This window comes from Nocardia sp. NPDC001965 (assembly GCF_053594175.1).
Genome location: NZ_JBSFDZ010000014.1, coordinates 69947 through 96115, shown reverse-complemented (window position 1 = coordinate 96115; position 26169 = coordinate 69947). Strand labels below are relative to the sequence as shown.

Annotated in this window: 26 protein-coding genes and 2 pseudogenes; 18 read left to right on the top strand and 10 right to left on the bottom strand. The window is 66.8% G+C overall.

Translation table 11 applies throughout. From position 1 onward, the window contains the following. Positions 1–48: 48 nt before the first annotated feature. On the bottom strand, positions 49–192 hold the full coding sequence (locus tag ACWCPQ_RS20645; RefSeq protein ID WP_449901147.1) for a hypothetical protein: 144 nt from the start codon (positions 190–192) through the stop codon (positions 49–51). Positions 193–607: 415 nt separating this feature from the next. Between ACWCPQ_RS20645 and ACWCPQ_RS20640 the strand changes: the two genes are divergently transcribed. Both ACWCPQ_RS20640 and ACWCPQ_RS20635 read left to right on the top strand, forming a co-directional pair. Further along, positions 608–1405, top strand: a complete 798-nt coding sequence (locus ACWCPQ_RS20640; RefSeq protein WP_449901144.1) for a DUF998 domain-containing protein — start codon at positions 608–610, stop codon at positions 1403–1405. After that, positions 1405–2166, top strand: coding sequence for a TetR/AcrR family transcriptional regulator C-terminal domain-containing protein (locus tag ACWCPQ_RS20635; protein WP_449901141.1), 762 nt, complete (start codon positions 1405–1407; stop codon positions 2164–2166). Before ACWCPQ_RS20640 ends, ACWCPQ_RS20635 begins: the two co-directional genes overlap by 1 nt. A 4-nt stretch (positions 2167–2170) precedes the next feature. Here the strand turns inward: ACWCPQ_RS20635 and ACWCPQ_RS20630 are convergent, their stop codons facing one another. Continuing rightward, positions 2171–2914, bottom strand: coding sequence for a TetR/AcrR family transcriptional regulator (locus ACWCPQ_RS20630; RefSeq protein WP_449901139.1), 744 nt, complete (start codon positions 2912–2914; stop codon positions 2171–2173). A 341-nt stretch (positions 2915–3255) separates the two neighbouring features. Here ACWCPQ_RS20630 and ACWCPQ_RS20625 point away from each other — a divergent pair, with 341 nt between their 5' ends. From ACWCPQ_RS20625 to ACWCPQ_RS20595, 7 genes and pseudogenes are all read left to right on the top strand, one after another. Beyond that, complete coding sequence (locus ACWCPQ_RS20625) at positions 3256–4593, top strand: fatty acid desaturase family protein (protein WP_449901137.1); 1338 nt, start codon at positions 3256–3258, stop codon at positions 4591–4593. A gap of 92 nt (positions 4594–4685) precedes the next feature. Next, positions 4686–5147 (top strand): hypothetical protein, encoded by a 462-nt coding sequence (locus tag ACWCPQ_RS20620; RefSeq protein WP_449901135.1) that lies wholly within the window; start codon positions 4686–4688, stop codon positions 5145–5147. 160 nt (positions 5148–5307) lie between these two features. After that, positions 5308–5889, top strand: coding sequence for a DUF5994 family protein (locus tag ACWCPQ_RS20615; protein ID WP_449901133.1), 582 nt, complete (start codon positions 5308–5310; stop codon positions 5887–5889). Beyond that, positions 5886–6329 (top strand): DUF5994 family protein, encoded by a 444-nt coding sequence (locus ACWCPQ_RS20610; protein WP_449901130.1) that lies wholly within the window; start codon positions 5886–5888, stop codon positions 6327–6329. Before ACWCPQ_RS20615 ends, ACWCPQ_RS20610 begins: the two co-directional genes overlap by 4 nt. Positions 6330–6594: 265 nt before the next feature. Beyond that, positions 6595–7791 (top strand): alcohol dehydrogenase catalytic domain-containing protein, encoded by a 1197-nt coding sequence (locus tag ACWCPQ_RS20605; protein WP_449901129.1) that lies wholly within the window; start codon positions 6595–6597, stop codon positions 7789–7791. 234 nt (positions 7792–8025) lie between these two features. Next, a pseudogene (locus tag ACWCPQ_RS20600) lies at positions 8026–8358 on the top strand (flavin reductase family protein); the annotation flags it as partial. A 251-nt stretch (positions 8359–8609) separates the two neighbouring features. Continuing rightward, positions 8610–9164 (top strand): hypothetical protein, encoded by a 555-nt coding sequence (locus tag ACWCPQ_RS20595; protein WP_449901126.1) that lies wholly within the window; start codon positions 8610–8612, stop codon positions 9162–9164. Between the two features lie 225 nt (positions 9165–9389). Here the strand turns inward: ACWCPQ_RS20595 and ACWCPQ_RS20590 are convergent, their stop codons facing one another. The 5 genes from ACWCPQ_RS20590 to ACWCPQ_RS20570 all read right to left on the bottom strand — a co-directional run bounded on the left by ACWCPQ_RS20590 (position 9390) and on the right by ACWCPQ_RS20570 (position 11784). After that, positions 9390–9731, bottom strand: a complete 342-nt coding sequence (locus ACWCPQ_RS20590; protein WP_449901124.1) for a hypothetical protein — start codon at positions 9729–9731, stop codon at positions 9390–9392. Then, positions 9728–10156 carry a hypothetical protein gene (locus ACWCPQ_RS20585; RefSeq protein ID WP_449901121.1) on the bottom strand — a complete coding sequence of 143 codons (429 nt, stop codon included), beginning with the start codon at positions 10154–10156 and terminating at the stop codon, positions 9728–9730. Before ACWCPQ_RS20585 ends, ACWCPQ_RS20590 begins: the two co-directional genes overlap by 4 nt. Before the next feature lie 260 nt (positions 10157–10416). Then, entirely contained in the window at positions 10417–10557 is a 141-nt protein-coding gene (locus ACWCPQ_RS20580; RefSeq protein WP_449901261.1) for a recombinase family protein, read from the bottom strand. Between the two features lie 439 nt (positions 10558–10996). Then, positions 10997–11227, bottom strand: coding sequence for a zinc-binding dehydrogenase (locus ACWCPQ_RS20575; RefSeq protein WP_449901119.1), 231 nt, complete (start codon positions 11225–11227; stop codon positions 10997–10999). 185 nt (positions 11228–11412) lie between these two features. Beyond that, complete coding sequence (locus ACWCPQ_RS20570; protein ID WP_449901117.1) at positions 11413–11784, bottom strand: MerR family transcriptional regulator; 372 nt, start codon at positions 11782–11784, stop codon at positions 11413–11415. 54 nt (positions 11785–11838) lie between these two features. Here ACWCPQ_RS20570 and ACWCPQ_RS20565 point away from each other — a divergent pair, with 54 nt between their 5' ends. Further along, a complete protein-coding gene (locus ACWCPQ_RS20565; protein ID WP_449901114.1) occupies positions 11839–13161 on the top strand; it encodes an MFS transporter in 1323 nt (440 codons plus the stop codon). A 447-nt stretch (positions 13162–13608) separates the two neighbouring features. After that, a complete protein-coding gene (locus tag ACWCPQ_RS20560) occupies positions 13609–13920 on the top strand; it encodes a transposase (RefSeq protein WP_449901111.1) in 312 nt (103 codons plus the stop codon). A 205-nt stretch (positions 13921–14125) separates the two neighbouring features. On the opposite strand, the gene ACWCPQ_RS20555 is transcribed toward ACWCPQ_RS20560, so the two are convergent. Beyond that, complete coding sequence (locus ACWCPQ_RS20555; RefSeq protein ID WP_449901108.1) at positions 14126–17260, bottom strand: BTAD domain-containing putative transcriptional regulator; 3135 nt, start codon at positions 17258–17260, stop codon at positions 14126–14128. A gap of 96 nt (positions 17261–17356) precedes the next feature. Here ACWCPQ_RS20555 and ACWCPQ_RS20550 point away from each other — a divergent pair, with 96 nt between their 5' ends. The 6 genes from ACWCPQ_RS20550 (at position 17357) to ACWCPQ_RS20525 (ending at position 22543) form a co-directional block, all read left to right on the top strand. Further along, positions 17357–17929 (top strand): NADPH-dependent FMN reductase, encoded by a 573-nt coding sequence (locus ACWCPQ_RS20550; RefSeq protein WP_449868729.1) that lies wholly within the window; start codon positions 17357–17359, stop codon positions 17927–17929. Between the two features lie 14 nt (positions 17930–17943). Next, positions 17944–19347, top strand: coding sequence for an MFS transporter (locus ACWCPQ_RS20545; RefSeq protein WP_449901106.1), 1404 nt, complete (start codon positions 17944–17946; stop codon positions 19345–19347). Positions 19348–19402: 55 nt separating this feature from the next. Then, positions 19403–20275 carry an NAD(P)-dependent oxidoreductase gene (locus tag ACWCPQ_RS20540; RefSeq protein WP_449901104.1) on the top strand — a complete coding sequence of 291 codons (873 nt, stop codon included), beginning with the start codon at positions 19403–19405 and terminating at the stop codon, positions 20273–20275. Further along, positions 20272–21123 (top strand): arylamine N-acetyltransferase family protein, encoded by an 852-nt coding sequence (locus ACWCPQ_RS20535; RefSeq protein ID WP_449901101.1) that lies wholly within the window; start codon positions 20272–20274, stop codon positions 21121–21123. Before ACWCPQ_RS20540 ends, ACWCPQ_RS20535 begins: the two co-directional genes overlap by 4 nt. Continuing rightward, positions 21120–21482: a hypothetical protein gene (locus ACWCPQ_RS20530; protein ID WP_449901099.1), complete on the top strand. Its 363-nt coding sequence runs from the start codon at positions 21120–21122 to the stop codon at positions 21480–21482. Before ACWCPQ_RS20535 ends, ACWCPQ_RS20530 begins: the two co-directional genes overlap by 4 nt. Positions 21483–22036: 554 nt before the next feature. Beyond that, positions 22037–22543: a hypothetical protein gene (locus ACWCPQ_RS20525; RefSeq protein WP_449901096.1), complete on the top strand. Its 507-nt coding sequence runs from the start codon at positions 22037–22039 to the stop codon at positions 22541–22543. 997 nt (positions 22544–23540) lie between these two features. Here the strand turns inward: ACWCPQ_RS20525 and ACWCPQ_RS20520 are convergent. Continuing rightward, positions 23541–23879 (bottom strand): hypothetical protein, encoded by a 339-nt coding sequence (locus tag ACWCPQ_RS20520; RefSeq protein ID WP_449901094.1) that lies wholly within the window; start codon positions 23877–23879, stop codon positions 23541–23543. A 10-nt stretch (positions 23880–23889) separates the two neighbouring features. Beyond that, positions 23890–24333 (bottom strand): VOC family protein, encoded by a 444-nt coding sequence (locus tag ACWCPQ_RS20515; protein WP_449901259.1) that lies wholly within the window; start codon positions 24331–24333, stop codon positions 23890–23892. A 285-nt stretch (positions 24334–24618) separates the two neighbouring features. Between ACWCPQ_RS20515 and ACWCPQ_RS20510 the strand changes: the two are divergent. Further along, positions 24619–25608: pseudogene (locus ACWCPQ_RS20510) on the top strand (IS481 family transposase); the annotation flags it as partial. Positions 25609–26169: the final 561 nt, after the last annotated feature.

The window sequence follows — 26169 nt, the reverse complement described above, 5'->3', positions numbered from 1 at the left end:
AGCGGGGTGCCGTCGCCTGCTCGGACGGGTCGGCGCCGGGCATGGAGGTCATGCGGCTGTGGTCGGGTGGTGGCGCATGACCTGGTCCCACCAGTCGGCCAGCGGGCTGGGTTCGGGCCAGCGCACTACCGGTGGATCCGCGCCTGGCACGGCGGCGGTATCGCCGCGAACGGTATCGGGTTTGCTGTCCATCGGACTGTTCTCCTGTTGTCCCCGGTGGGTGGGTCTCGCGGTGTCGCCCGCCGGGTGAAGTCGAAAAGGACCCGACCGCTGTGGTCTTGCGTCTGCTGGCGGGAGCGGCGGCCGACAGGGATTGCCGAAGCGGCCGGCGCAGCTGCGGAGGGAGGTATCGGGTATGCCGATTCCTCGGCCAACGGCACCGCTTCGACGAGCGGGGCGACAATTCTGCGATGGCGATCGTCGAGGCATTCTCGGCCTCCTGTCGCTCCAGTACACCCCGCGCAAAGCGCAAAGTCAACACTGTAGGTCTACGATGGTGGCAGGAGTTGATGGGTTCACCTGCGTCGCGACGTCGACCGGCCCGGTGGGACCAGCACTGAATATGTCCTTGTTATTGCTTCGGCACCGAAATCTGAGGCGCTTGCCCATGCGTACTGTCGATCACCTCATCGCCCGGATCGGGTACCCGCCGACCGTGCCCGGCCTCGGCCCGGTCACCGCGGTGCCGGGGAGCGGAGTCCGCTATCTCGCGGCGGGGTTCGCGTGGATCCTGGTGTTCGGCTATCTGCTCGCCGAACTCGTGACCGCTACGGCATGGAAATCCGCCTACAGCTTCCGTAACGATACGATCAGCGATCTCGGCATCACCACCTGCACACCGCATGCGTGTTCGCCGCTGCATCTGCTCATGAACGCCACATTCGTGGCGCTGGGATTGGTGACCATTGCCGGCGCCCTCGTGTTCCGCCACTACATCCCGCGCGGCCCACGCCAATGGTCGATCGTTGTTCTCGCCGTCATCATCGGACTGAGTACTGCCGCGACCGGGTTGTTCCCGTCCGACGACGGAATCGTTGTGCACGCCCTGGCCGTCATGCCCGCGTTCGTATCCCGCCACATCGTGCTGATCCTGCTCGCGATCTGGCTGTGGAAACACCGCCTTGTCATGGCATTGTGGTCGGCGTTCTGTGCCTCGGCGGGCCTTGTCGGCGCGGTGCTGATGGTGGTCGGCCTGCAGGTCGGAATCACCGAACGGCTGGTGCTCTATCCGTTGCCGGCGTGGATGGCCGTCACCGGCGCCGCGATCGTGCTCGCACCTCTCCGGAATGCCGGACGGCGATGGGCGGCCGCCGCGGCCACCTCACTGGACGCGGCGCGGCCCATCTGTCTACGTTGTAGATCTACATTTAGAGTTTCCGCCTTGGAGAACGGAGCCCCTTCGTGATGGCTGAACCCCCGAGCAACCGCAGAAAGGCCGCCGGTCGCCGGGACAGCCCGGTGACTCGGGCGGCGGTACTGAGCGCGGCGCTCGAGATCGTCGACCGCGACGGGGTCGAGGGGTTGTCGATGCGGCGTCTGGCCGAGGCGGTGGGCCGGGATCCGATGGTGATCTACCGGCATGTGCCGAACAAAGCGGCGGTTCTCGACGGTGTCGCGGAGGTGGTGTTCGCCGAATTGTCGGTCGATGCCGCGGCTGCCGATTGGGTCTCTGAAGTGCGTCGTGTGGCCCGGGAGTTCCGGCGGGTGGCGTTGGCGCATCCTCTGGTGGTGCCGCTGCTGGTGACCCGGCCGCTGGGTACTCCGCTGGGGCAGCGACCGCCGGTGGTGGTGCGGCCGCTGGAGGACATGCTCGCGCTGCTGACAGGTGTCGGGTACGCCGTGGCCGATGCGTTGCACATCTATCGCGCTCTGTTCGGATTCCTGTACGGGCACGTCCTCAACGAGTTGCAGGAGATCGTGGAGCATCCAGAGGAGACCGATGATCTGTTGCGGCTGGGGTTGTACCGGCTGCCGATCGGGGAGTTTCCACTGGTTCGGGGTTTGGCGCCGGCGCTGGCCGCCTATGACGGCGCCGTGGAACTCGAACGGGGGCTCGATATCCTGCTGGCCGGTCTCGCGGCGACGTTGCCGGGGCCGCATCTTGCCGCGCCTCTGCCCGGTGATGCTGTCCTGCCCGGTCCGGATGATGCGCCTGCCGCCCGCTGACAGGTCACCCCGGGTACTTTTGGCGTGGCGTAGCTGGGGTGATGGTGGTGGTGAGGCCGGTGAGCAGGGTGTCGAGGCCGCGTTCCAGTTCGGTGACACCGTCGTAGGCGGCCAGCTGTGTCGCGAGTCCGCGCAGCAGCGGGAACTCGCCGATCGGTAGATGGTGCAGGCCGAGGCGTAGCAGGTCTGTGGTCTCTTCCGGCCGGTCGACGATTTCCTGTACTTCGTTGAGGATGTGTCCGTAGAGGAACCCGAACAGCGCCCGATAGATGTGCAGGGCGTCGCTTCCGCTGAAGTCGGCCCGGGTGAGTAGGTCGAGAATGTGTTCCAGCGGGCGCAGGGTGCCAGGTGGCCGCAGGCCCAGCGGCGTGGCCAGGGGATGGGTGACCAGCAGCGGCACTGCATGCGGGTGCGCCACGGCGAGTCTGCGGAAATCCCGGGCGACGAGACGTAGCTGGTGGCGCCAGTCGGGGTCGGTGGCATCGACGGTCAGTTGGTCGAGCACGAATTCGGTGACGCCGTCGAGGAGCGCGGCTTTGTTGGCGGCATGCCGGTAGAGCGCAGTCGGGTCGTGGCCGAGCCGGTTGCCCAGGCGTCGCATCGATAGCCGGTCGATGCTGTCGCGGTCGATGATCTCCAGCGCGGCAGCCAGAATGACCGGGCGGGTCAGCGGATGGGCAATGCGATTCTCGGTGGGATCGTCCGGTCGATCCCGGCGGTCGGGCGGACCGGCTCTCGTCTCGTTCATCGCGGTTTCCACCTGTTCATCTGGATGTAATAACAGTGTACTTCTACATCGTAGACATACGTTGTAATCGAGTCTAGGCTGGCGGTGCAGGCGGGTCATGCGTCGACCGGTCGGACGATTCGGCCGACCGTGGCCAGATGCGCAGAAGCCGAAGAGGGGACCAATTCGACGGCCACGAAGAACAAGATCGACCACCGCGTCCGGGCGGAAAGAGCGAATATGCCCGGAATGCTTTGGGAAGTGCATTCAAGCGCTGGTCAGCGCTCCTTGCGCGTGCGGAATATCGGCACCGGCGCCGGATAGATCATGGCGGAACACTTGGCAATTCGAGGGTATGAACAATGGCAATTACCGAAGTCGGTGTCTACGCGCACCTCGGTCCCGCCGACGTCGAAGCACTCGGCCTCGAGCTCGACGCGATCCGGCGTGACATCGTGGCGCAGCGGGGCGCACGGGATGCGGCCTATATCCGCCGCACCATCGCCTTCCAGCGGGGGTTGGACCTGGCCTCTCGTCTGGTCATCGCCCTGAGCCGGGGAAGGATGGGCTGGGCGCTGGGGGTCGGTGGATCGGCGATAGCCAAGAGCGTCGAGAACATGGAGCTCGGTCACAATATCGGCCACGGCCAATGGGATTGGATGAACGACCCCGAAATCCATTCCGGCACCTGGGAATGGGATATGGCCGGGCTGTCATCGCAATGGCGCTACGCCCACAATTTCCGGCACCACGTGTATACGAATGTGCTCGGGATGGACGACGATATCGGTTTCGGTGTGATGCGGGTGACCCGAGACCAACCGTGGCGGCCGCGGCTACTGTTGCAGCCCTTCCAGAACTTCGTGCTGGCGGCGCTGTTCGAGTGGGGTATCGCCCTACACGACCTGTACTCCGAACGTGATCGTGCCGCCACCCCTGCGGGAAAGACCGCGGAGACCAAGGCGTTCGTGCAGAAGATCGGCAGACAGCTCGGCAAGGATTATGCGGTGTTCCCGCTGCTGAGCGGGCGGCGGTGGCGCCGGACCCTGGCGGCGAACGCGACCGCCAACCTGGCGCGCAACCTGTGGGCGTATGTGGTGATCTTCTGCGGACACTTTCCCGACGGGGCGGAGAAATTCGCACCCACTGTGGTCGAGGAGGAGTCGAAACCGGAGTGGTATCTGCGGCAGATGCTCGGCACCGCCAACTTCGACGCCGGGCCGTTACTGGCGTTCTTGAGTGGAAACCTGTGCTACCAGATCGAACACCACCTCTTCCCGGACCTGCCCAGCAACCGCTACGCCGAGATCAGCCACCGGGTGCGAACGCTGTGCGCCGAGTACGGCATCCCGTATACGACCGGCCCCTTGTTGCGCCAATACCTGCTCACCCTGCGCACCATCGTCAAACTGGCCCTGCCGGACAATTTTCTGATCGCCACCAGCGACGATGCGCCCGAGACGGCCTCGGAGAAGAAATTCCGAGGCCCCAACGAAGGCGGTCACGGACGGCCCGGCGAACGATGGCCCCGGCCGATGGGCCGACGTGGCCTGCGCTCGGCGCTGCGCGCGTTGGCGGCGCAATCGAGGCTGTCGCCCGTACGGAGAAAGGTGGATATGCGCGAAAGCGAACCGCCGCATCTCCCAGTGCCGAGTCGAGCCCCCGAGGCGGCCGGTTGTGTTTACCGCGCTGCGATGTGAGTCCGCGATGACAAATACTGTAGACCTACACTGTTGACACCAGCTTGTGAGAGGCGTCTACTGGAAGAACCCAACAGATCCGAGGGATCGTCATGATTGTCATCATCGGGCTCGTCATCCTCGTCGCCGCTGTGCTGGTCGGGGTCGCGGGGGTGTTCGCCAACAGCGGCTCTGCACACACCTTGACCGGCGATTTCGCGGTGTTCGGCTACCACGTCACCGGTTCCACCGGGGTGCTGTTCCTCTACGGCATCGTGGTCGGCGGTATCGGAATCGCCGGCCTGGCACTGCTGCTGGCGGGGTCTCGCCGTACGGCCCGCCGCGGCCGCGCCGCCCGCCGTGAACTCAAAGCAACGCGTCGTGACGGCCCTGCCGGCGCGGCCCGCCCGTCGCAGCCAGTCGGAGCGGAGCGGGAAGCTCCCACCCATTACGCCCACACCGGTACCACCGATATCGCCGGTACGGCGCCCGGCGACGCACCGTATCCCGGTGAGCCGTCGGCGCCTCACCGCCGCGGCCTGAGCCAGATATTCGGTCGCTCCGGCGCTCGCTAGGGCCGACGCCCGGCACGGTAACCGGTCGCGCGTTTCTATCGGCTGGGGCGAGACTCCACGCACTGTCCGAGGCCGGGCGCTCCTGTAGTGATCGTCCTCGGAGCCGCTACTCATCTCGATCAACAGGGGCCGTTACGCGGCCCCGGTCAGGAGCGTCGCAATGACGCTGCAACACGAGCAGATCAAGCCGGACCGGTCGGTCCGGTTGTCCAGAAGGGGCGGTTCGCCACCGGAATCCCGGCGGCGTCCCACACCGAGAGCGCCGCGCCCCGGAGCAGTGGCCGGTGCCTGGTGGCCGCACACCGACGACCTGGTCGCCGAATTGGCCGGTCTCGATTTCGAGGCGCTGCAGCGCGGGCGCGCACGGCCGGTCGACCGCATCATGTACAACATCGACGATTGGCGCCCCGCGCCGAGGCGGATGACGCTCGGCGGGGGCCCGGTGCATCTGGACGGCTACCGGCATCTACCCGCACATACTCTCTGTGTTCTCGGCCTGGACCGTACTCGTCTCGTGCTGCTGGTGATTCCCGCCGGCACCGACGCCGCGACCGCGCGGGCCCTGCTGTCCGCTGCGTCCCGGCCCGGCAACGAACTCACCGCCGACGAACTGGTGGGGGCCGCCGACCGGCAATTCCTCGAGTACGCGCAGAACGCGGACGCCTTGCGCCGCTGGGACGACGAAGGGGGTCGTGTGCCGGTCCCGGCGGGCCGGATCTCCGACTCCGCGAGGTCGATATGACCGACGACCCACAGCGCACGGCCGGCGGCTTCCGGGGCGCCGGCGGTGGGCAACCGTTCGCTGTACCCACCCGCACACCGCGACTACGGCTCGGCGCCCCCGCACAGGATTCTCAATGTGTCGACGGTGCTTGGTGGCCCAGAACCGGCAACCTCACCACCGAGCTGCACGATCTGATCAGCGCCCTCACCGCGCGGCTGGGGGTCACCACGCGGATCGCCTTCGACTGGAATTCGCTGAGCCTGTCCCAGCGCGGTATCGACCCTTGCGACGGGATCGAGGTCACTGGGCCTTTGCCGGGCCAGCCGACCATGATGATGTACGTGTTCGGCTCCCAGAATCGGTGCGTCCGGCTGCTGGTGATCGACCCCGCCACCACCGAGGCGCACGCAGAGGCGCAGATGCGCGACGTCGTGAGTGCCCTCACGGACCATTCGTGATCCCCGCCGATCCCGGTCACGGTAGCCGCGGCGCCGATGCTGATACCCGGGCATAGCCCGGGTGATGGCGTAGCCGAGGAAAGGGGACGTGATGACCGAGCCCGACGGAGCATCGGCCCGGTGTAGAGAAGCACGGCATGCCCCCCGTGAACAGGCCGAGCCACGCGCATCGCGCGAGCGGTCGGCCGAAGAGCGACCCGACTATCAGCTCCAGGAGCCACCCGACCAGGTCGCGGGGTGGTGGTGACGGAAGTGGAGGTATGCGATGAAAGCCGTGACATGGCAGGGCCGGCGCGAGATAGGCGTCGAGACGGTGCCCGATCCCCGGATCGAGGCCGCCACCGATGCGATCATTCGGGTGACCTCCTCGGGGATCTGCGGCTCCGACCTGCATCTGTACGAAGTGCTGGGCGCCTATATGAGCGAGGGCGACGTGCTGGGGCACGAACCCATGGGCATTGTCGAAGAAGTCGGAAGCGGGGTGACGTCCCTGTATGCGGGTGACCGCGTGGTCGTACCGTTCCAGATCAGCTGTGGTGATTGCTATATGTGCGATCGGGGCCTGCCGACCCAGTGCGAGACGACGCAGGTGGCGGAAAGAGGCAGCGGCGCAGCACTTTTCGGATATTCAAAACTGTACGGACAGGTGCCGGGAGGGCAGGCGGAATACCTGCGCGTCCCCTACGCCGAAGCCACGCACATCAAGGTGCCGTACGGCCCGGAGGACCAGCGATTCCTGTACCTGTCGGATGTTCTGCCCACCGCGTGGCAGGCGGTGGAGTACGCGGCCGTGCCGCCCGGCGGTTCGGTCACTGTGCTCGGGCTGGGCCCGATCGGTGACATGGCGTGCCGGGTCGCGGCATATCGAGGTGTCCGGGTGATCGGCGTCGATCTGGTGCCCGAACGGCTGGAACGAGTCGCAGCACGAGGAATCGAAACCATCGACCTCGCGCAGGTGGGCGACGGGTTGGGCGAGACCATCCGCGACAGGACCGACGGACGAGGAACCGATGCCGTGATCGAGGCCGTCGGGATGGAAGCACACGGGTCCCCGCTCGGCTCCGTCGCGCAGCGATCGGTCGCGCATCTGCCCGACGCCGTGGCCGAAAAGCTCAGTGATACCGCCGCTCTCGATCGGCTGGCGGCATTCCGGAGCGCGATCGATATTGTGCGTCGCGGCGGGACGATATCGCTCAGCGGCGTGTACGGGGGGATGATCGATCCGATCCCGATGCGAGTGCTGTTCGACAAGCAGATCCAGCTGCGCATGGGCCAGGCGAACGTCACTCGGTGGGTCGACGACATCATGCCCCTGCTCCGCGAGGATGATCCGCTCGGCGTGGATTCCTTCGCCACCCATCGGCTTCCGCTCACCTCGGCACCGGAGGCCTACAAGATGTTCCAGACGAAATCGGACGGAGCTGTCAAGGTCGTTCTCGATCCCACTGCGCACCCTGCGTGACTCCCGTATGTCGTCGGGCACCGCGACCCCGGTCGGGCACCAGCCCAGCGGCGAGGCGGACCTGAGGCTTCTCGTGCGCCGGTTTGCGCATTGCCGCTGTTCCGGCGGCAACAGGGGTCGGTGGATGGGCCGGCGGCGGCGATAGCGCAGCGCGCCGGTGGCGGCGGCCGTGTCGGTTGTCCGGATCCGGCAGGTTTGTCGCGCGCTGAGCGGGTATAGCGGCGGAATGATCGCAGCGCTGATGCCGTCGCGGAAGCCGGGCGGTTCGTGGTCAACATCCTGTCGAGCCGCCAGCAGGCAATCGCCCTCCGCTTCGCCCAGCGCGGAGAGGACCACTTCGCCGGCCTCGGGCTCGAATACGACGGCCATCGGGTACCGGTCGTCCCCCGTGCGCTCGCCCACCTGGACTGCGATGTCGAACGCATCGTCGGGGCCGGTGACCACACAGTCGTCTTCGGCGCCGTCCGAGATGTCTGCTCACGCGAAGGCGAAGCGCTCGGGTTCTTCCGCGGCAACTTCAGCAGCATCGTGCCACACGGAAGCGAACCCGAGCACTGGTTCTTCTGAACGTACGAGCCCGAACGGAGCGATCACTCCAGCGCCCCGCGGGAACGGAATTCGATCCGGGTTCCGTGACGGAGCGCAGTGTGTCACAGACGTGAGCCGGCCCCACCGGGAAAGGGCGGTTCGCGGTTGCCTGCGGGACGCCTACGTCGTCCCGCAGGCAACCATCTCGGACAGTCGGCGTCCCCGGCAACGCAGCCTTGTCTGTGTTGAGCCAACCGGATACTGCACGACGACCGATCGGAGTATCGGCGATGACCATCGCAACACCAGGGGCCCGCACCGAGACCAAGGCGAGCCGATACCGCGGCGGCACCGGCGCGACCGATGAGCCCAGGCCGATTCTCACTCCCGAAGCGCTGATAGCCGCGGTCCAGGGAAACACCGGATCCGGCGCCCCCATGGCTGTGCTGGCAGGGGAGCTGTCCAGCCTGTACCTGAGATGGATCGAAGAACCGAACCAGGCCCTCGAACTACACGAACAGATCGGTGATCGGATAACCGCGATCGATGGTTTGGTACACGGCTTCCTGCCGCGTCCGCGGCCCGGCGTAACCCCCGGGACCGACTCCGTCGGCGGAGTCGTCGCGCGCGTCGCGGAGGCCTGGGCATGTGCACATTGGACTCTGCACCACGGCGCGGACGAGAGGGAGCGCCACCGTGCCTGGGACCACCTGGCCGAGATGCGCCAGGGCTACGAGGGGTTGATCCGCCTTGTCTTCGAGGGGTCGATCATCCTGCCGAAATCCTGGCGGGGGCTGCGCTGGCCCGGACTGCCACCCGGTAGTGACAGCGGGCACCACGTGTGAACGCCGGGACTGATGTCTGAACCCCGCGCTGACCAGATCGGGTTTTGTTGGTGAGCGGCGCCGCCGACCCCCTGATCTCCAAGCGTCCATAGGCGGGTGCGCACGGTCGATCGGGACGACCGAGCCGACCCGCGGAAGCATAATTTGCCCCTGCATCAGCTGCTGACGGATATCCAATCCAGTTCTCCTCCATGACAACGGAAACACGGCCATGACGGAGGATGGTCAGACCGTGCAGTCAACTGTGCACCAGCGTCGTCGGGCGTCGGGCCAGAGTTTTCTTTCGGCGACCCGTTCCAGGATGGCGTGCACTGCTCCGTCTGGGTGGCGGCGCGCGACGGTGGTGAACGGAAGGTCGTAGTGGGCCGCGTGTTCGGCGGCGAGGTCAACGGTGCCGTCCCATTCTGCTTCTCCGAGGTCGGCGTGTACGACGGTGAGCCGGTCGCGGACGCCGGCGGCGTCGGCTGCGACGACGACTTCGGCCAGGGTGGCGCTGGAGTCCTTTCCGGCGCTGGTGGCGAGCAGCAAGGCGTCGAATTCGGTCAGGTCGGGGATCGTGGGATTCATGGGCGGTAGGTCCTTTCGTTCAGCGATGAGATGGTCTGCGGGTCCGGAGTGCACGGGCGGGGTGGTGGCCATGTCGGCGCGTCGGTGGGGTCGGGTTGCTGTGTGTGGGTGATCCATCGGTCGTGGGCGGTGGGTGGTTCGGTGATTCCGCAGCGGCGGGCGGCGCGGTGGTCGAGCACGAAATGCAGAAGCCGGGCGGCCTTGGTTTCGGCTTGCTCTCTCAGGGAGGGCGGGCACGCGGTGTCGATGGTGGTGGTGCGTTGTTTGAGGTCGAGGATGATGTGGGTGTCGGCGAGGATGGCGCCGAGACCTTGTGTGCGGACGAACAGGCGCAGGCGGGCATCGACTCGGGTGCTCTGGTTGTGGGAGGGCCAGAGCAGGACGTATTCGTTTCGCCACGATTGGTAGGCGGTGTCCGGGGACACTCGGACCGAGGCCGGCCGCAGGCATGAGGCGGCGCCGGGGCGCTCGTAGTAGCGGTGGAACGGCCACCAGCCGGGGCCGTGCCAGATGCCCCAGTCGTCAAGTTCGTAGTTCCAGTCCCCGGCCGGGGTGGGTATGGCCCAGCCGTTGAAGTAGCTTCCGGCTGGGTCGTCGGGTCGGACAGGCGTGGTGATCGGTTCTTCCTTTCGCTAACCGGGCACCGGGCGCGGCCCGGTGCCCGGGTGCGGGCGGAGTTCGGGCCTCAGCCGACAAGGGCGGGGTCGAGGAAGACCACCTTCACGCTCTTACCGGTGAGAGTGCGGAAGAGCTGGCGGAGGTCGTCGAGGTTGCGGGCGAGGCGGTCCATGGAGTGCACGATCACTTCGTCGCCCTCGCGACACAGGCAGAGGCGCGAGAACTGGAGAACGAGATCCTCCGATCACAGATGGAGAAGATCGAACGACGCCGAGCTCAAGGCAGGTTTCACACTCCACGGCAAGCGTGACTCGCTCACCCGAGACACCGGATACAGAGACCGAGACTTCCGGTTTCGGCCCCTATCGGACGGACCGAGCCGAGCGATCGCGCGCGCAATCCGGTGTAGTTCAATGGCAGAACATCTGCTTCCCAAGCAGACGGCCGGCACTGGGCCTTGTCTCAATAGTGGGGTGAGTGGTGGGCGGCGCTGAGTGTCAGCGGCCAGTTTGGACTCCCCATTGACGGCCACTTGGTGGGGAGCGATCGGGCCGCCGCAGCAAATCGGTAGTAACACACAGGATGCGGGTGGAAGCTCGATAGGCGGCATGTGCGTGCGTTGATATTGAGGTGAGAGGCGGTGTCGCCTATCTCGCCGATGGTGTGAGCACGATTCTGCCGAATATCTCGCCGGTTTTCATTTTCTGATGCGCCAGCACAGCTTGTTCCAGGGAAAGCGTCTCGTGCACAACCGCTTCCAGTTCGCCGCGGGCCGCGGCGGCGAACAGTTCGGCGGTCGCGGCTCGTCGGTCGGGTGCCGGCACGGTATCGGCGCTGAAGGTCGCGAATGACATCGACTTCCTGAAGGCCGCGATCATCTCCGGGTGCAGCCGGGGGATCGGACGTTCAGGTCCGCACTTGACCGGCTCGGTGCAAGATGGGGAATAGCCTTTGCAGGGGTTTGAGACTAACACTGACACGAACGTCGATGTTGCCGGATGGATGGCTACGGCGGGCCGCGCATCGCACCCGCGCGCGGCAGTGAGAGGTACTGCAGCCTCTGTCAGGAAGCTCGGATTTCGTGGCTCACGGCGTCGAGGTAGTCGTTGATGGCTCGGTGGTTTTTCGTGAGGCATTCGATCTTCTCTGCCATGCGGTCGCGTTCGTGTTCGAGAGTCGCGATCATGTCTGGGGTGACGTATGGCAGGTGTATCGCCCGCGAACCGTCCAGGCAGGGAAGGATCTGCTTGATGATCCGTGTTGGCAGGCCGACATCGAGCAGGCCCCGGACTTGCCACACCCGGTCGACAACGTAGTCCTCGTAGTTCCGGTACCCGTTGGGGAGCCGTTCGGAGTGGATCAGCTCCTGTTTCTCGTAGTAGCGGAGCATCCGCACGGGCGTGTCCGTGCGCTGGGAGAGCTCACCGATCTTCATCCCCACACCCTTTTCGTCTGGGCTGCGAGGCAGCTGGACTTGACCCTCTCATTAATGTCACACATTGATGATAAGGGTATGACACGAACGGTTACGTCACCATCACCATCACCATCACCATCCGCCGCTGATGCACGGTTCCCGCTCGCAGGTCTGCTGGCTCTGGCTGCCACGGGGTTCATCACGCTCCTGACGGAGACGATGCCCGCCGGGATGCTGTCGCAGATGAGCCGCGACCTGGGAGTGAGCGAGGCCGCTGCGGGGCAGAGCGTGACAGTCTTCGCGATCGGGGCGATTCTCGCGGCGGTTCCTCTCACGAGAGCAACGATCGGCTGGCAACGCAAGCACCTGCTACTGTTCGCGATTTCCGGGTTCGCGGTCGCCAACACGATCACCGCCTTCTCCGACAGTTTCGCACTCACCCTGACCGCCCGGTTCCTCGGCGGTATCGTCGGCGGCTTGCTCTGGGCGCTCCTTGCCGGTTACGCCCGACGGATGGTTCCCGCGCACCAGCGAGGCAAAGCCATGGCCATCGCGATGGCGGGCGCAACCGTTGCGCTGTCCGTCGGGGTCCCCGCAGCTGCGCTCCTCGCCAAGGTCGTCGAATGGCGATTCGCTTTCGGGATCATGACACTGGCGACTCTCGCACTGATCGTATGGGTGATTGCCACCGTTCCGAACTTCCCTGGCCAATCCAAGGGCGCACGACTGCCGCTGGTCCACACGTTCCGCACACCCGGAGTCGCCCCGATCCTCGTCGTGACGTTGACGTTCGTGTTAGCTCACAACATTCTCTTCACCTATATCGCCCCGATCCTGGCCCCGCTCGGCATGGCGGGTCAGGTCGATTCGGTGCTGCTTACCTTCGGCCTGGTGTCGCTCGTGAGCATCTGGCTCACCGGCGTGCTCATCGACCGACACCTGCGCATGCTCATGATCTTGTCCTGCGCGCTCCTGGCCACAGCGGCTCTCGTCCTGAGCGTCTTCTCCGGCACCCCTGCTCTCGTGTACGCCAGTGCAGCCCTGTGGGGGCTCGCGTTCGGCGGCGCCTCAACCCTGCTGCAAACCGCGATCGCTGACGCCGCCGGCCCAGCGGGCGACGTCGCACAAGCACTCCTCACCACATGCTGGAACATCGGGATCGCCGCAGGCGGGGTCATCGGCGGTATCACCCTCAACGTACTGGGATCCCCCTCCCTGAGCTGGATCACGCTCGCGCTCCTGCTCCCGACGCTCGCTATCGTCATCGGCGCACGTCGACACGGATTCACCAGCCGCACATTCGAACGCGAGACCGCCTCCAAACCGGACGCGTGCGTCGCGCACTGCACAACACCGCGCGGCGACATGCAGGCGGCCTCGCGGGCGAGGCGGTAGGAGTCGGTGCCGGTCTCGATGATGTTGCCGCCGAGAGTGAGGCGGTTGGAGGCGATCGCGACGGAGTCTTCTCCTCGTGTTCGGCGGGGAGCGCCGTCGACGTCCTCGACCAGCAGCAGACCGAGGACCCTGCGCTCGTCCGTGTCAAGCAGGCGCGCACCACCGGCACACGGACAGTCTGCCGAACCATGGCGCACCGCACTCATCTCGGCATGAGCGCGCATCCCGCGAGGATGGTGATGGTTTGCCATGAAGCGAGAGCTGACCACCTGTGGGGAGCTGCAACTGGCCGTACGCGGGGAGTCTGCGGTGGCCACTGACACTGAGCGGCGCCACCACTCGGTTTATGTGAATGATGTTGCGTACGTGAGCGTGTCGATGAGCAACGAAGGGAGGTCTCCGGTATGTCGGTGAGCGACCATGCAACACCAGAACACCGGAGACCTCGTGACCAGCGTATCGGTGACGAGGCGAGCGAACCTGACCGACGCCCAATGGGCCCGGCTGGCACCGCTGCTGCCTCGTGGCAAGAAACCAGGACATCCACCGAAATGGGCCAAACGCCAGCTCATCGACGGAATCCGATGGCGAACCAGGATCGGATCTCCGTGGCGGGACGTGCCCGAATGCTACGGGCATTGGAAAACGATCTACGGGCTGTTCCGGCGTTGGCAGGGTGCGGGAGTGTGGGCGGTGATCTGGAAGATGCTGCAGGCCTTCGCCGACGCCGCCGGTGCGATCCGATCGTGTGGCAGGTGAGCGTGGACTCCACCATCGCGCGGGCGCATCGGCATGCCGCCGGTGCCCGCCGCGACGGCCACCGCCAGGTCGAACCGCCCGGCGGGGTCGACACCGAGCCCGGCGACCACGGGCTCGGGCGTTCCCGGGGTGGCTGGACCACCAAGACTCACCCTCGATCGGCGACCGGGCGTAGGACTTCGGGACGGGCTGGTGGGTGTTCTCATCACTCGGCCGCGTGAATTGCCGCCGCGATGCGGTCCACATCGGAGCGTTCCCGCTCCGGTAGTGGCGCTCCCGCGGTGTCGCGTGCCGCAGTGGCGTCCGTGAGCAAGGCCCTGGCCTGTTCGAAATCCCCGGCGAGGGCGGCGGCTCCGGCGAGTCCTTCCAGCGCGAGGGCAATCGCGCGGGGGTCGCCGGTGCGCCGGGCCACGGCGAGCCCCTCGTCGTGCAGCGCGCGTGCCTGTTCGGGATCGCCGCGTAGTTCGGCGATGAAGCCGAGTTCTGCGAGGCTGTGTGCGACACCCGGTGCGTAGCCGACTTCCCGATTCCAGTCCAGGGATGCGCGGGTGTGGCGTTCGGCATCGTCGAGGCGGCCCTCGCGCCGGGCGCCGATGCCGAGACCGACCTCGGCGAAGACCCGGCCGAGTTCGTGGCCCTGGCTCACCGACAGCTCCAGCGCGCGTTCGTGGAGGTGGCGCGCCTGGTCCAGATCGCCCGCGAGCAGGGCGAGTCGGCCCAGTCCGGACAGCATATCGGCGACCTGCGGCCAGAGCCCCAGCTCCTCGGCCCGGCACAGACCGTCGCGGCGCAGGCGAGCGGCTTCGGGGTAGTCGCCGATGATCTCGGCGCGGCGGGCGAGCAGTTCGGTGGCGCGCAGCTGTCCCCACCGATCGCCGAGATTCGTGAACAGTCGCGCGCTTTCGGTGGCGTCGCGGGCCATGGCGGGGAGATCTCCGCGCAGCATGGCATGGTGCGCGGCGCTGCTCAGGGCCGCGGCGATGCCCCAGTGATCCTCGGCCGCGCGGAATCCGGCGAGCGCGCGCTGTGCGAGGGTGTCGCTGACCGCCTGGTCGCCGCCGCCGAGCAGCACCTCGGCGAGCAGCCATTCGGCGAACGCGCGACCCGCCGGATCGTCCACCTCGCTGAACCCGGCCAGCCCGGCGGGCACCAGTCCCGAACGGTCCGCATCGCCGCCGCCGAGCAGCATCAGCGCCGACCGCCAGCCGTTGGCCCTGGCCCACAGCACGGGCGCGACCTCGCGGGAGGTTGCCAGCGCCGTATCGAGTAGCCGGACACCCTCCCCGATGCGGCCGCGCAGGAACCAGTACCAGGCAAGCGCGTCCACCAGCCGAAGTGCGACGATATGATCTCCGCGAAGCGATGAATCCTGGACGGCAGCACGCAGATTCGCGTATTCGACGTCCAGTATCGTGAGCCGTCGCCGTTGTTCGGCGCCGCGTAACCGGTCACGTGCCTGCTCGGCCAGCGTCGCGTAGTACTCATTGCGCTGCTCGTGCACAACGGCGGCCTCACCGGCCTCGCTCAGCCGCTCCGAGCAGTACAGCGCGACCGATTCCAGCAGCCGGTATCGTGGGCCGTCGTCGGTGTCGGTCGTTGTGACGAGTGACCGGTCCACCAGCCGGGCGAGCAGACCGAGGACCTGTCCGCGAGGGAGTTCCCCGAACGCGCAGATGTACTCCGCCGCCGCCAGCCCGAAACCGTCGGCGTGCACCGAAAGTCGGCGCAGTACCACCTTTTCCGACTCGGAGAGCTGTTCCCAGCTCCAGTCGATCATCGCGCGCAGGGTCTGCTGGCGACTCGGCCCGCCGCGGTGCCCGGTGACCAGCAGGTCGAACCGGTCGTCCATCCGGGCGGCCAATTCTCGTACGCCGAGCGCCCGCACCCGTGCGGCGGCCAGCTCGAGTGCCAGCGGAATTCCGTCGAGTCGGCGACAGATGGTGGCGACGGTCGCGGCGTTCCCGGCATCGAGGGTGAAACCGGGCGCCGCGGCCGCCGCGCGTGCGGTGAACAGGCGGATCGCGCTGAACCTCGGTAGCGAGTCGGGGCCGATATCCGCTGGGGAGTGCGGCAGTTCGAGCGCGGCCACCGGGTACACGGCCTCGCCGGCCATCCCGAGTGGTTCGCGGCTCGTGGCCAGCACATGCAGTTCGGCGACCGAGCGCAACAGTCGCTCGGTGAGTTCGGCGACCACGGTCACCAGGTGTTCGCAGTTGTCGAGGACCAGCAGTACCCGCTTACCGCGTAACGCGCTGATCAGCTGGTCGACCGGACCGGCGGGCGAGCGGACGTCGTCGCGGATGCCCAGCACCGCGTGCACGGTGTCGACGACGGTCGCGCGTGCGGCGGAGGTCTGCTCGATCCCGGCCAGCTCGACGAACCATACGCCGTCGCGCCGGTCGGGGAGCAGGGTGTGCCCCACCTCGATCGCCAGGCGCGTCTTGCCGACACCGCCGGGCCCGACCAGGGTCACCAAGCGATGCGCGGCGGCCAGCGTCCGCACGTCGTGCGCTGCCTCGGCCCGGCCGATCAGCTCGGTGAGCTGGCCGGGCAGGTTCGTCGTGGTGGCCGAGCGGGGCGTGAGCAGCGGGTCCTGGGCCAGGATCGCCCGGTGTACGGCAACGATCTCGGGGCTCGGATCCACGCCGAGCTCGGTGCGCAATCGCGTGCGCAGATCGGTGAACTCGGCCAGCGCCTCACCCTGCCGTCCGGCCCGGTACAGCGCCCACAGGTGCGCCGCGCGTAAGCGTTCGCGCAGGGGGTGTTCGGCGACCAGCGGTGCCAATTCGCCGACCAGCGCCGCGTATTCGCCGAGTTCGAGCAGCGCCTCGGCCCGGGATTCCACCGCGGACAGTCGCAGCTCGTCCAGCCGGGCGACCTCGACCTCCGCGAACTCCGCGTCGGCCACCTCCGCGAACGCAGGGCCACGCCACAGCTCGAGGGCGGCGGTCAGGGTATCGGCATATCGCCGGGGGTTCGGCGCGACGTGAGCGAGCATGCCCTCGAAGCGGCCCGCGTCCACCGCACCGGCCGGCACGTCCAGGCTGTATCCCGCGGGCCCCGACACCACGAGGGCCCGCGCATCCGGCTCGGCCGCGGCCAGCGCGCTACGCAGTTGCGAGACCTTGACCTGCAGCGCCGCCGCCGCATCCCGCGGAGCCCGACGCGGCCACAGCACCTCGACGAGCCGATCGGTCGACACCGGACGCCCCCGATGCACCAAGAGCACCGCCAGCACCGTGCGCACCTGCCCGGACGGGACCGTGACCGGCTCGCCCGAGTCCGTGCGCACCGTCAAGGGACCGAGCACACCGAACCGCATGACCGTGACGATACGCACCCGTTTTTCCTGGCCCGTGTAGGGCGACTGTAGGCACGGCGTAGGCCGCATCGGCGAGGGTCGTGACGACATAGACCCGACCGGAAGGCAGGCCCGATGCCCGCAACCGACCTCTTGCGCGTGGCGATCATCATCGGGAGTACCCGAACCCAGCGGTTCGGGCCGACGGTCGCCCGCTGGTTCCACGGTCACGCCGTCGAGCACGGCGGGCTCGACCTCGATCTGATCGACCTCGCCGAGACCCCGCTCCCCGCCGACCTCGACCAGCCCGACGACGCAGTCGCGGCGCTGTCGAAACGTCTGGCGGGGGCCGACGCCTTCGTCATCGTCTCGCCCGAATACAACCGCGGCTATCCCGCCGCGCTCAAGACCGCCATCGATTCCTACGTAGACGAGTGGAAGGCCAAGCCGGTCGCGTTCGTCTGCTACGGCGGGGTCTCCGGCGGTCTGCGCGCCGCCGAACAACTGCGCCAGGTGTTCGGCGAACTGCACGCCATCGCGATCCGCGACACCGTCAGCTTCCACTCGTGCTGGAACAAGTTCGACGACGCCGGTCAGCCGCTCGACCGCGCCGGTGCGGGCGCCGCCGCCACCGCGCTGCTCAACCAGCTCACCTGGTGGGCCCGCGCGCTGCACGCCGCCCGCGAAGCCCGGCCCTACCCGCTGTAGAGAAGGACACCGCCATGAGACGTCCCACCACGACACTGGCCCTGCTGGCCTTCTCCAGCCTGATCACCTCGCTGGACTTCACGATCATCTACGTCGCCCTGCCCGATATCGCCCGTGACGTCGGATTCTCCGGGCATTCCATGCAGTGGGTGGTCAGCGCCTACGCCATCTTCTTCGGTGGCCTGTTGTTGCTGGGCGGACGGTCGGCGGATCTGCTCGGCAGGCGGCGGATGTTCGTGCTCGGCATGGTGGTGTTCGGTATCGCGTCGCTGTTGGGAGGTCTGGCCACCACTACGATCGCGCTGATCGCCGCCCGCGCGATCCAGGGCATCGGCGCTGCCCTGCTGTTTCCCGCGACGCTCTCGCTGGTGAACATCATGTTCGAGGAGGGCAGGCGGCGGATCCGCGCACTCGCGGTGTGGGCGATGGCCGGTGCGGGCGGACTCAGCCTCGGTGCGCTGCTCGGCGGCGTGCTGACCAGTGCGTTCGGCTGGCAGGCAGTGTTCTTGATCAATGTGCCGCTGGTCGTGGTCGGCGTAGTGGCGGCGTTTCCGCTGCTGCGCGCGGACGGTCCGCGCGGTCGGGGTCGGTTCGATGTGCCCGGCGCGCTCACGGGGACCGTCGGTGTGACGCTGCTGGTGTTCACTGTGGCGCAGGGCCCGGAATCCGGTTGGACCTCGGTGCCTGTCCTGGGCGGCGGCGCGCTCGCGGTGACGCTGCTGGCCGCGTTCCTGGTCATCGAGTCGCGCAGTGACAGCCCGCTCATGCCGTTGCGGCTGGCCCGTGCACTGGGGCCGGTGCTGGTCGTTATCTTCGTGTTCGGCGCGACCATGCAGAACATCGTCTACTTCCTCACGCTGTTCCTGCAGAACGTGTGGAGCTACAGCGCGCTGGTCACCGGGCTGGTGTTTCTGAGCCTGTCGCTGGTCATCGCGGTCGCGAACTTCGTCGCCGAGCGGCTGATCGTGCGGATCGGCATCCGCGCGACCCTGATCGCCGGGCTGCTGCTCGGCGCGGTGGGCGGCGCCCTGCTCGCCGGGGGAATGGTCGCCGACGGTTCCTACCGCACGCTCGTGGTCGGAATCCTGGTCTACGGCGCCGGGATGGGCACCGTCTATCCGACCATGTACGCCGCCGCCGGCACCGGTATCGCCGAACAGGAGCAGGGCACCGCGGGCGGGATGGCCAACACCGCGATGCAGGTCGGTATCGGCGCCGGGCTCGCGGTGCTCGTCGGCATCGCGAACTCGGGCGCGACCGGGTCCGACGGTGCGGCGCTGCAGCGGGCCACCGCCGACGGTCTGCGCAGCACGGTCTTCGTCGCCTCCGTCCTCATCCTGCTCGGTCTGTTCGCGGCCTGGTCACTGACCGGCCGGCGCGCGGAGCCGACCGAGGTCGCCTACGTCTCGTCCTCTTGATCTCAACAAAGGTTGAGATTTTACCGTCGTACGCAAGCACCGAGATCGGAGAATCATGACAATCGCACTATTCGGTTTGGGGGAAATGGGTTCCGCGCTGGCCGCCGCTCTGCTGGCGGCCGGGCACCCCCTCATCGTCTGGAACAGATCGCCCGAGAAAGCCGAGCCGCTGGTGGCCGCGGGAGCTCGACGGGCGGAGTCGCCGGAAGCGGCGGTGCGTGAGGCCGAGCTGGTGATCGTCAACGTCCAGGGCGGCGCGGCGGCCGAGAAGCTGCTGCGGACGGCGGGTACCGCCCTGGGCGGGCGTACGGTGGTCAACCTGACCGACGGCCCCTCCGAACAGGCCCGGGTCGCGGCGGATCTGGTGACCGGCCTGGGCGCGGACTACCTGCACGGCCAGATCATGACCATCGCCCCCGTGATCGGCTCGCCGGACGCGGTGATCTTCTTCGGCGGCTCCCGCCCGGTCTTCGATCGGCACGAACCGGTCCTGCGGGCGCTCGGCGGCCGCGCGACCCACGTGTCCACCGATCCCGGCGTGCCACTGCTGTACGGAATGGCATTCCACGACATCATGTGGGGACTGCTGAACGGATTCCTGCACGCCGCGGCGCTGCTGCGCGATGCCGGAATCCCGATCACCCGCTACGCCGATCAGGCGGAGCCGTCGCTGGCGGCGCTGCCGTCGCTTTTCGGCCTGTTCGCCGGCGAGATCGACCGCGCCGAATTCGCCACCCCGTTCGGCGCACTCGCACACCACCTGCCCTCGATCGACGATCTGATCACCGAAAGTGATTCCCGCGGAATCGATACCGAGCTGCCGGCCTACACCAGGCAGCTCGTCGCCGAGGCGCTGGCCGCCGGCCACGGCGACGACAGCTACTCCCGTCTGGTCGAACACTTCGGCCGCCGACCGGGCCGCGCATGAACACATGGCACGGTGCGGACCTGGACCTGGACGCGTATCTGGCCCGCATCGGCTTCACCGGCGAGCGTGCGCCGACCCTGGCGACATTGCGCGACCTGGTCTATCGGCACACCACCACCTTCCCTTTCGAGAACCTCGAGATCATCCTGGGCCGGCCGGTCCGGTTGGACGTCGAGTTCATGCAGGACAAGATGGTTCGACACCGCCGAGGCGGCTACTGCTTCGAGAACTGCGCGCTGTTCGCCGCGGTGCTGGAACGGCTCGGCTTCGGCGTCACCGGCCTGGCCGGACGGATCTTCCTCGGCACGGATACCCGGCTGCTCCCCGCCACACACGCCCTGCTGCACGTCACCACGTCCGACGACGAACGAGCGTGGTTGTGCGATGTCGGTTTCGGCTCGGGCCCGCTGGAACCGATCGAACTGGCTCCCGCCGCCGGAGAATTCACCGCCGGCACATGGCGATTCATGCTCGAATACGAGAGCGATGTACTGGGCGGCGGTCTGTGGACCCTGCGTCACTTCTCCCGCGGCGGCTGGCTCACCCGTCGCACGTTCACGATGAATCCGCAATACCCGATCGACCAGACCGTCGGCAACTACTACGTCTCGACGTCCCCGCATTCGCCTTTCACCACCCGCCCCATCACGCAGCGCCTCCACCCGGAGGTCCACCACATGCTCGACGGTCTCACCTTGCACACCAACTACCCTGACGGCACCGGCGAAACCCGTGCGGTACTACCTTCCGACGTCCCGAGGATTCTCACCGAGATCTTCGATATCGAACTCGACGCCGCGGACGCGGCGACGCTCCTCGACCACCTTCACACAGGAGAACTTCCATGAAGAAGACCATCGCCTCCGCAGCGCGACTCGCTACCGCCGGAATCTCGGGCCTGGCCTTCGTCGCGATCATCGGTTCGGGCACCGCCCAGGCCGCGCCCCAGGATTGCGTCGTCGAACGTGACCTCTTCGGCGCCTCGGCGATCTGCCGACCCGACGGCGGCAGCAATTATGTCCTGCGCGTCGAATGCCTCGGCCTCTACGCAAACGGTCCGTTCCCGCTCTACGCCATCGGCCCCTACCACGCCCTCAGCTACCCCTTCACCCCATCCGGCGAGCGCGTCACCACCGGTTGCACCGGGGCCGGCCCCGGCGTCATCGCGGTGACCACCAACGCCTACGTCGAGGTCTATCAGCGCTAGGCAGTGTCTCGAAGTTGAGCAGCAGTTGAGAGCGGGTGTGAGCCCGCCCTCAACCAATACCGAGCCGTCGGGGCAGCAACGGAACCCTCCGAGCACATTGGGCATCGGTCGGGTCCGCGCGCCCCGTTACCGCTACCTGGTCACGAGGTCTCCGGTAATTCAGGTTCTTCTTCGTCGATGAACCATTTACCGGAGACCTCCCTTACATCGGGTCGAGCGAGTCGAATTCGATCTGTTTCATGCCGATTTCGACCTCGCTTGCGAACATGCCGTTGAGCTGACGAGCCGCGCCGAAGTCTACGTGGCTCACCGGGGAGGAGCCGAGATCGTCCTGCCGCGCCGGTAACGGTTCGCAAGGACTCCAAATCACGTGCGACCACAAGGAAAACTCCGGGATCAGCTACTTCAACACAGACTTTTCGACTGCCACCGCTGTCCGACTGTGGTTGGGCTCTGACGATTTTCGCCATCGGGAAACTGTTGCGGGTCCCGATATCGTGCAGTCGTCGGAGACGAGATCAGCACCCCACTCCGGCCTCGCTACTACCGCGAAGATGACCGTGCCACCGGAGGAGTCCTCGGCCAGAATCTACGCAACCGCCTACTTTTCATTCCCGGGCGACCCCGTCCGGGGACGCTACCTCATCGGGGTTTCTTGGCGGGCACATACCGCCGATGACATCATCCAGACGTTTTCGAATCCCGGCACCCTGGTGCTCTCCAGCGGATCCTCGTCCACGGAAGCCCAAGTGAGCGGGGCCGATCCACACATCAAACTGGTGGATATGGGCGACGCCGCGGTGCGCCTCGAAACGGGCTGGTGCATCCGAGCCATCGCCGACTACGAAATCCAGTTCGAGTGCAAGCCGTCCCAGGCCGCCACGGCGGTCGAGGCGATCATTCTCGGCGGGGCCGAAGAGTATGTGATCACCGATGACGACGACCGGTGGGTGGCGTTCGGGTGGTGTATTCGGGGCGAGGATTCCTTGATGTCGAAACCCCCACATATCACTACGGGACGAAAGGCGGTTCGTCGGCTCCTGCCGTGGCGGTCGGTGTGACCGTGCGGCCAGGAGCTCGACCCGGCCGACGCTCATGGACGGTCGCGTGCGGGCGTGTGCGGACGTCTCGAGGCCCGGGCGCTCATGGTGGAAACTCGACTCGGTGACTGTTGTCCACCGAGCACGGGTATTACATGCGTCTGGCCGTCTTCGGGGATCATGGCCGACGTGCATGATTGCGTATGAAGCCGCCCTACCGATGGCCCACCCGTGCGAGAGCAGTCCCCGTGATCACCCGGCTGGGCAGAGAGTCTGGTATTGCTCTGGCGTCATGGCTCCAGGAGCAACCTCGCACTGGCCGGCGCCGCGTGGGCGTACTGGTCGATTCCCCCTCCGGACACAAAACTGCGCCATCTTAGGCCTTCTACCTGCGGTTATACACGAGGATTAGTAGCGGTGCCGAGTCGGATCGATGCAAAATCGCAGGTAGGGGCCTGTGGGAGTTAGGGAATCCTGAGAACCGGCAGGGCGGCGTAGTACATCATATTCGTCGGATCGCGGAAGTCCTTCTGACTCTGCGGATATCGGTCGAGGGGCCCGCCGTTGGGATTCGTCCCCGCTCGCCACACCGATCAGAAGGTGGCCTCGTGCGGAACGTTGGCCCGGTCGAGACCGCTCGGTCGACTACCACCCGCCTGCCGCAGGGCAGCAGGGACTCGAGGCAAGTCGAAGTCATAGTCCCGAAGGATCCGCCCGAGCTCACACCGGACAATCTGGACGACGACGCGAGGTCTTCCCAAGGCCGGGTGATCCCGGCGAGGGCGGCGGAGATCCGGCTCGCGAACCTCGCAGGCTATCTGACCGAACAGCTCGATCCGACCGCCATCTGGTCGGGCCGCGATTGCCGACATCACCGGGGAACCGGCCGAGGTCGGCATGCTCGCCACGGCAAGGCAGATCAGCGGACCACCGGAATCCACCCCGATTCTCGACCCGCGGGCGCCCCCTTTGCGCCCGAGACCGAACAGGCTTTGAGGGCGCTCTCCAGCCGGACCGCTCAAACGGGGAGCGTGTCTCCGGGGAAGCCGTGGCACGGATGCACCTCGCAGCGCATCATCCCAGCTTGTACGCAGGGGTCTGCGGCCATGATCTCGGCGGCTTCGTCGGCCGGTACGGTCATGATCGCGACACCGGCCACGGTGTCGGAGGCGACCGGGCAGAGGATGGCGATCACGCTGTCGGCGCGGAGAGTCACCATGCGCCGCTGATGCTCGAGTTCTATCGCGTCCGCGCCGGCCATGGTTCGCTGAGGTGTCCACCGAAGGATGGCCGGACTGTAGGGCTTCGCGGTGGAAGCCAGCGCTCGAATCTGTTCGTCGGTCACGGTGGTGCTCATGGCGTTGCCCTCAATTCTGGATGCGCTCGGCCAACGAGACGATGATCCCCTCGGGCCCGCGGACGTAGGCCATCCGCCACACGCCCTCATACTCACCGATACCTCCCACCAGGCCGTAACCGTCGGCCTCGGCCCAGCCGACCGCGGCCTGCAGGTCGCGGACCTCGAACGCGACGTTGCGTAGGCCCAATTCGTTCGCCGGTGCGGCTGGTGCGCCTGGGAGGGGGGCCGGCCATTTGAAGCTCGAAAGCTCCACGGTCGCGCCGCCGCCGGGTGGGTGCAGCATGACGATCTCGGTGGCAGCACCTTTCATTCCGATCACGGTGTCCAGGAACTCTCCTTCGACGATCATTTTCTGATCGGCCCGGAGCCCGAGACCGACGAAGAACGCCGTCGCGGTATCGATGTCGGCCACGGTGATACCGATATGGTCGAAACGCTGGATGAAAGTCATCAGCCGCCTTCCCACGTTTTCGTGCACGCCCTCGATCGCGGCTGCACGCCGCCGGTGCCCTTCAGAATAGTCGGACGCACCATGGCAACGGGTATTCACTGATAATCCCTTCCGAGTGGCGACGAAGAGTCCGACATCGGATGCGTGCGTGGCCATCGGTATCCCCTAGGTGTGATGTCGGGGAGGTTGTCCTGCCCCTCGTGGGTGAGTCGAGGTGACAGCGAAGGCCCTCCGGTTGTGAAGTGGAGCTGTCGAGGAACCGCTTCACCATCCAGGGGGGCCTTCGTGTCCCACGCTGACGCAGCTCTGACTCCACGTGCCCGTCTACGACTGGCCCGACTCGTCGTCGACGGCGGCTGGACCTACACCGCGTCGGCGAAAATGTTCATGGTCTCGCCTCGTACGGCGAAGAAGTGGGCCGACCGCTACCGCGGGCAGGGCACGACCGCAATGATCGACCGCAGCTCACGCCCGGTGACCAGCCCGAACAGAACCCCGCCGCATATCGTGCGCCGGATCGTTGAACTGCGGTGGCGTCAACGGCTCGGCCCTGTCCAGATCGGTGGCCGGCTGGGTATGCCGGCCTCCACCGTGCACGCGGTGCTGACCCGGTGCCGGATCAACCGCTTGTCCCGGATCGACCGGGTCACCGGCGAACCACTACGCCGCTACGAACACGACCGCCCCGGATCGCTGATCCACGTCGATGTCACCAAGTTCGGCAACATCCCCGACGGGGGCGGCTGGCGTTTCCTCGGCCGGCAACAGGGCAAGAAAAACAAGATCTCCTCGGTGCCTCGAACCGGTCGGACCGAGAAGGGGAACCCCAGAATCGGGACCGCGTTCGTGCACACCGTGATCGACGACCACTCGCGAATCGCCTACGCCGAAATCTGCACCGACGAGAAAGCCGGCACCGCGACCGGTGTCTTCCGGCGGGCAGTGGCGTGGTTCGCCGACCACGGTGTCACCGTCGAACGCGTCCTGTCCGACAACGGCGCCTGCTACCGATCCTTCACATGGCGCGACACCTGCACCGACCTCGCGATCACCTACAAACGGACCCGGCCATACCGGCCACAGACCAACGGCAAGATCGAACGATTCCACCGCACCCTCGCCGACGGCTGGGCCTACGCCCGGTTCTACGAATCCACCCAACACCGCAACACAGCCCTACCCGCCTGGCTGCACTTCTACAATCACCACCGAGCCCACTCCGCCCTCGGAGGCCGGCCACCGATCACCCGACCGACCAACCTCCCTGGACATCACACCTGGCGCGCCCGGCGACGACGTCCGGCACGGCGCCGCCGCCGGGTCCGGGTCGTACTGCTCGAGACCGGCGGTCACAACCGTCGGCGAGTCGTCCTCCACGGCGAGGTCCGGCAGCTCATCCCTGTCAACCCCCCCTAGGCGCCCGGAAGCCCTGCCGGACATCCGGTGAGCCGCCCACCACACTATCGGCTACCAGGCAGTTTGAGTCATATCGTGGGTGCCTTGGTCCGTACCGGTATCTGATTCTGATCGCGAATCCCGGCAGCGGTTGGTCGTAGATCTCGACATCAATTCGGTGGAGTGGAACGGTACCGGTCGCGAATTCCGACGCTGTGGTGGTGACAGGCCCTCGATCGGACGCTCGCGCCGTCCATCGGGCAGCGGACAGCACGATGGACCGGGTCGTCCGCACTCGGCCCGGATGTCGCGCCCGCGTGCCCATCCCGGAGGAGCGCCGGGCCACCTCGTCCGTCTGGTCACGAATTCCGATGTCGGTTGACCACGAATTCGGACATCGGTTGCTCGCGAATTCGAGCACCATTCAGGACGAGGAAACCG

Excerpts from the sequence above, each read along its gene's own strand:
- ACWCPQ_RS20590 (WP_449901124.1), bottom strand. The coding sequence starts at position 9,731 with ATGAATCCCACGATCCCCGACCTGACCGAATTCGACGCCTTGCTGCTC.
- ACWCPQ_RS20625 (WP_449901137.1), top strand. The coding sequence starts at position 3,256 with ATGGCAATTACCGAAGTCGGTGTCTACGCGCACCTCGGTCCCGCCGAC.
- ACWCPQ_RS20520 (WP_449901094.1), bottom strand. The coding sequence starts at position 23,879 with ATGAGCACCACCGTGACCGACGAACAGATTCGAGCGCTGGCTTCCACC.
- ACWCPQ_RS20635 (WP_449901141.1), top strand. The coding sequence starts at position 1,405 with ATGGCTGAACCCCCGAGCAACCGCAGAAAGGCCGCCGGTCGCCGGGAC.
- ACWCPQ_RS20575 (WP_449901119.1), bottom strand. The coding sequence starts at position 11,227 with ATGATCGCGGCCTTCAGGAAGTCGATGTCATTCGCGACCTTCAGCGCC.
- ACWCPQ_RS20550 (WP_449868729.1), top strand. The coding sequence starts at position 17,357 with ATGCCCGCAACCGACCTCTTGCGCGTGGCGATCATCATCGGGAGTACC.
- ACWCPQ_RS20610 (WP_449901130.1), top strand. The coding sequence starts at position 5,886 with ATGACCGACGACCCACAGCGCACGGCCGGCGGCTTCCGGGGCGCCGGC.
- ACWCPQ_RS20525 (WP_449901096.1), top strand. The coding sequence starts at position 22,037 with ATGACCGTGCCACCGGAGGAGTCCTCGGCCAGAATCTACGCAACCGCC.
- ACWCPQ_RS20595 (WP_449901126.1), top strand. The coding sequence starts at position 8,610 with ATGACCATCGCAACACCAGGGGCCCGCACCGAGACCAAGGCGAGCCGA.
- ACWCPQ_RS20645 (WP_449901147.1), bottom strand. The coding sequence starts at position 192 with ATGGACAGCAAACCCGATACCGTTCGCGGCGATACCGCCGCCGTGCCA.
- ACWCPQ_RS20620 (WP_449901135.1), top strand. The coding sequence starts at position 4,686 with ATGATTGTCATCATCGGGCTCGTCATCCTCGTCGCCGCTGTGCTGGTC.
- ACWCPQ_RS20515 (WP_449901259.1), bottom strand. The coding sequence starts at position 24,333 with ATGACTTTCATCCAGCGTTTCGACCATATCGGTATCACCGTGGCCGAC.
- ACWCPQ_RS20565 (WP_449901114.1), top strand. The coding sequence starts at position 11,839 with ATGTCACACATTGATGATAAGGGTATGACACGAACGGTTACGTCACCA.
- ACWCPQ_RS20570 (WP_449901117.1), bottom strand. The coding sequence starts at position 11,784 with ATGAAGATCGGTGAGCTCTCCCAGCGCACGGACACGCCCGTGCGGATG.
- ACWCPQ_RS20530 (WP_449901099.1), top strand. The coding sequence starts at position 21,120 with ATGAAGAAGACCATCGCCTCCGCAGCGCGACTCGCTACCGCCGGAATC.
- ACWCPQ_RS20605 (WP_449901129.1), top strand. The coding sequence starts at position 6,595 with ATGAAAGCCGTGACATGGCAGGGCCGGCGCGAGATAGGCGTCGAGACG.
- ACWCPQ_RS20540 (WP_449901104.1), top strand. The coding sequence starts at position 19,403 with ATGACAATCGCACTATTCGGTTTGGGGGAAATGGGTTCCGCGCTGGCC.
- ACWCPQ_RS20545 (WP_449901106.1), top strand. The coding sequence starts at position 17,944 with ATGAGACGTCCCACCACGACACTGGCCCTGCTGGCCTTCTCCAGCCTG.
- ACWCPQ_RS20615 (WP_449901133.1), top strand. The coding sequence starts at position 5,308 with ATGACGCTGCAACACGAGCAGATCAAGCCGGACCGGTCGGTCCGGTTG.
- ACWCPQ_RS20640 (WP_449901144.1), top strand. The coding sequence starts at position 608 with ATGCGTACTGTCGATCACCTCATCGCCCGGATCGGGTACCCGCCGACC.
- ACWCPQ_RS20535 (WP_449901101.1), top strand. The coding sequence starts at position 20,272 with ATGAACACATGGCACGGTGCGGACCTGGACCTGGACGCGTATCTGGCC.
- ACWCPQ_RS20630 (WP_449901139.1), bottom strand. The coding sequence starts at position 2,914 with ATGAACGAGACGAGAGCCGGTCCGCCCGACCGCCGGGATCGACCGGAC.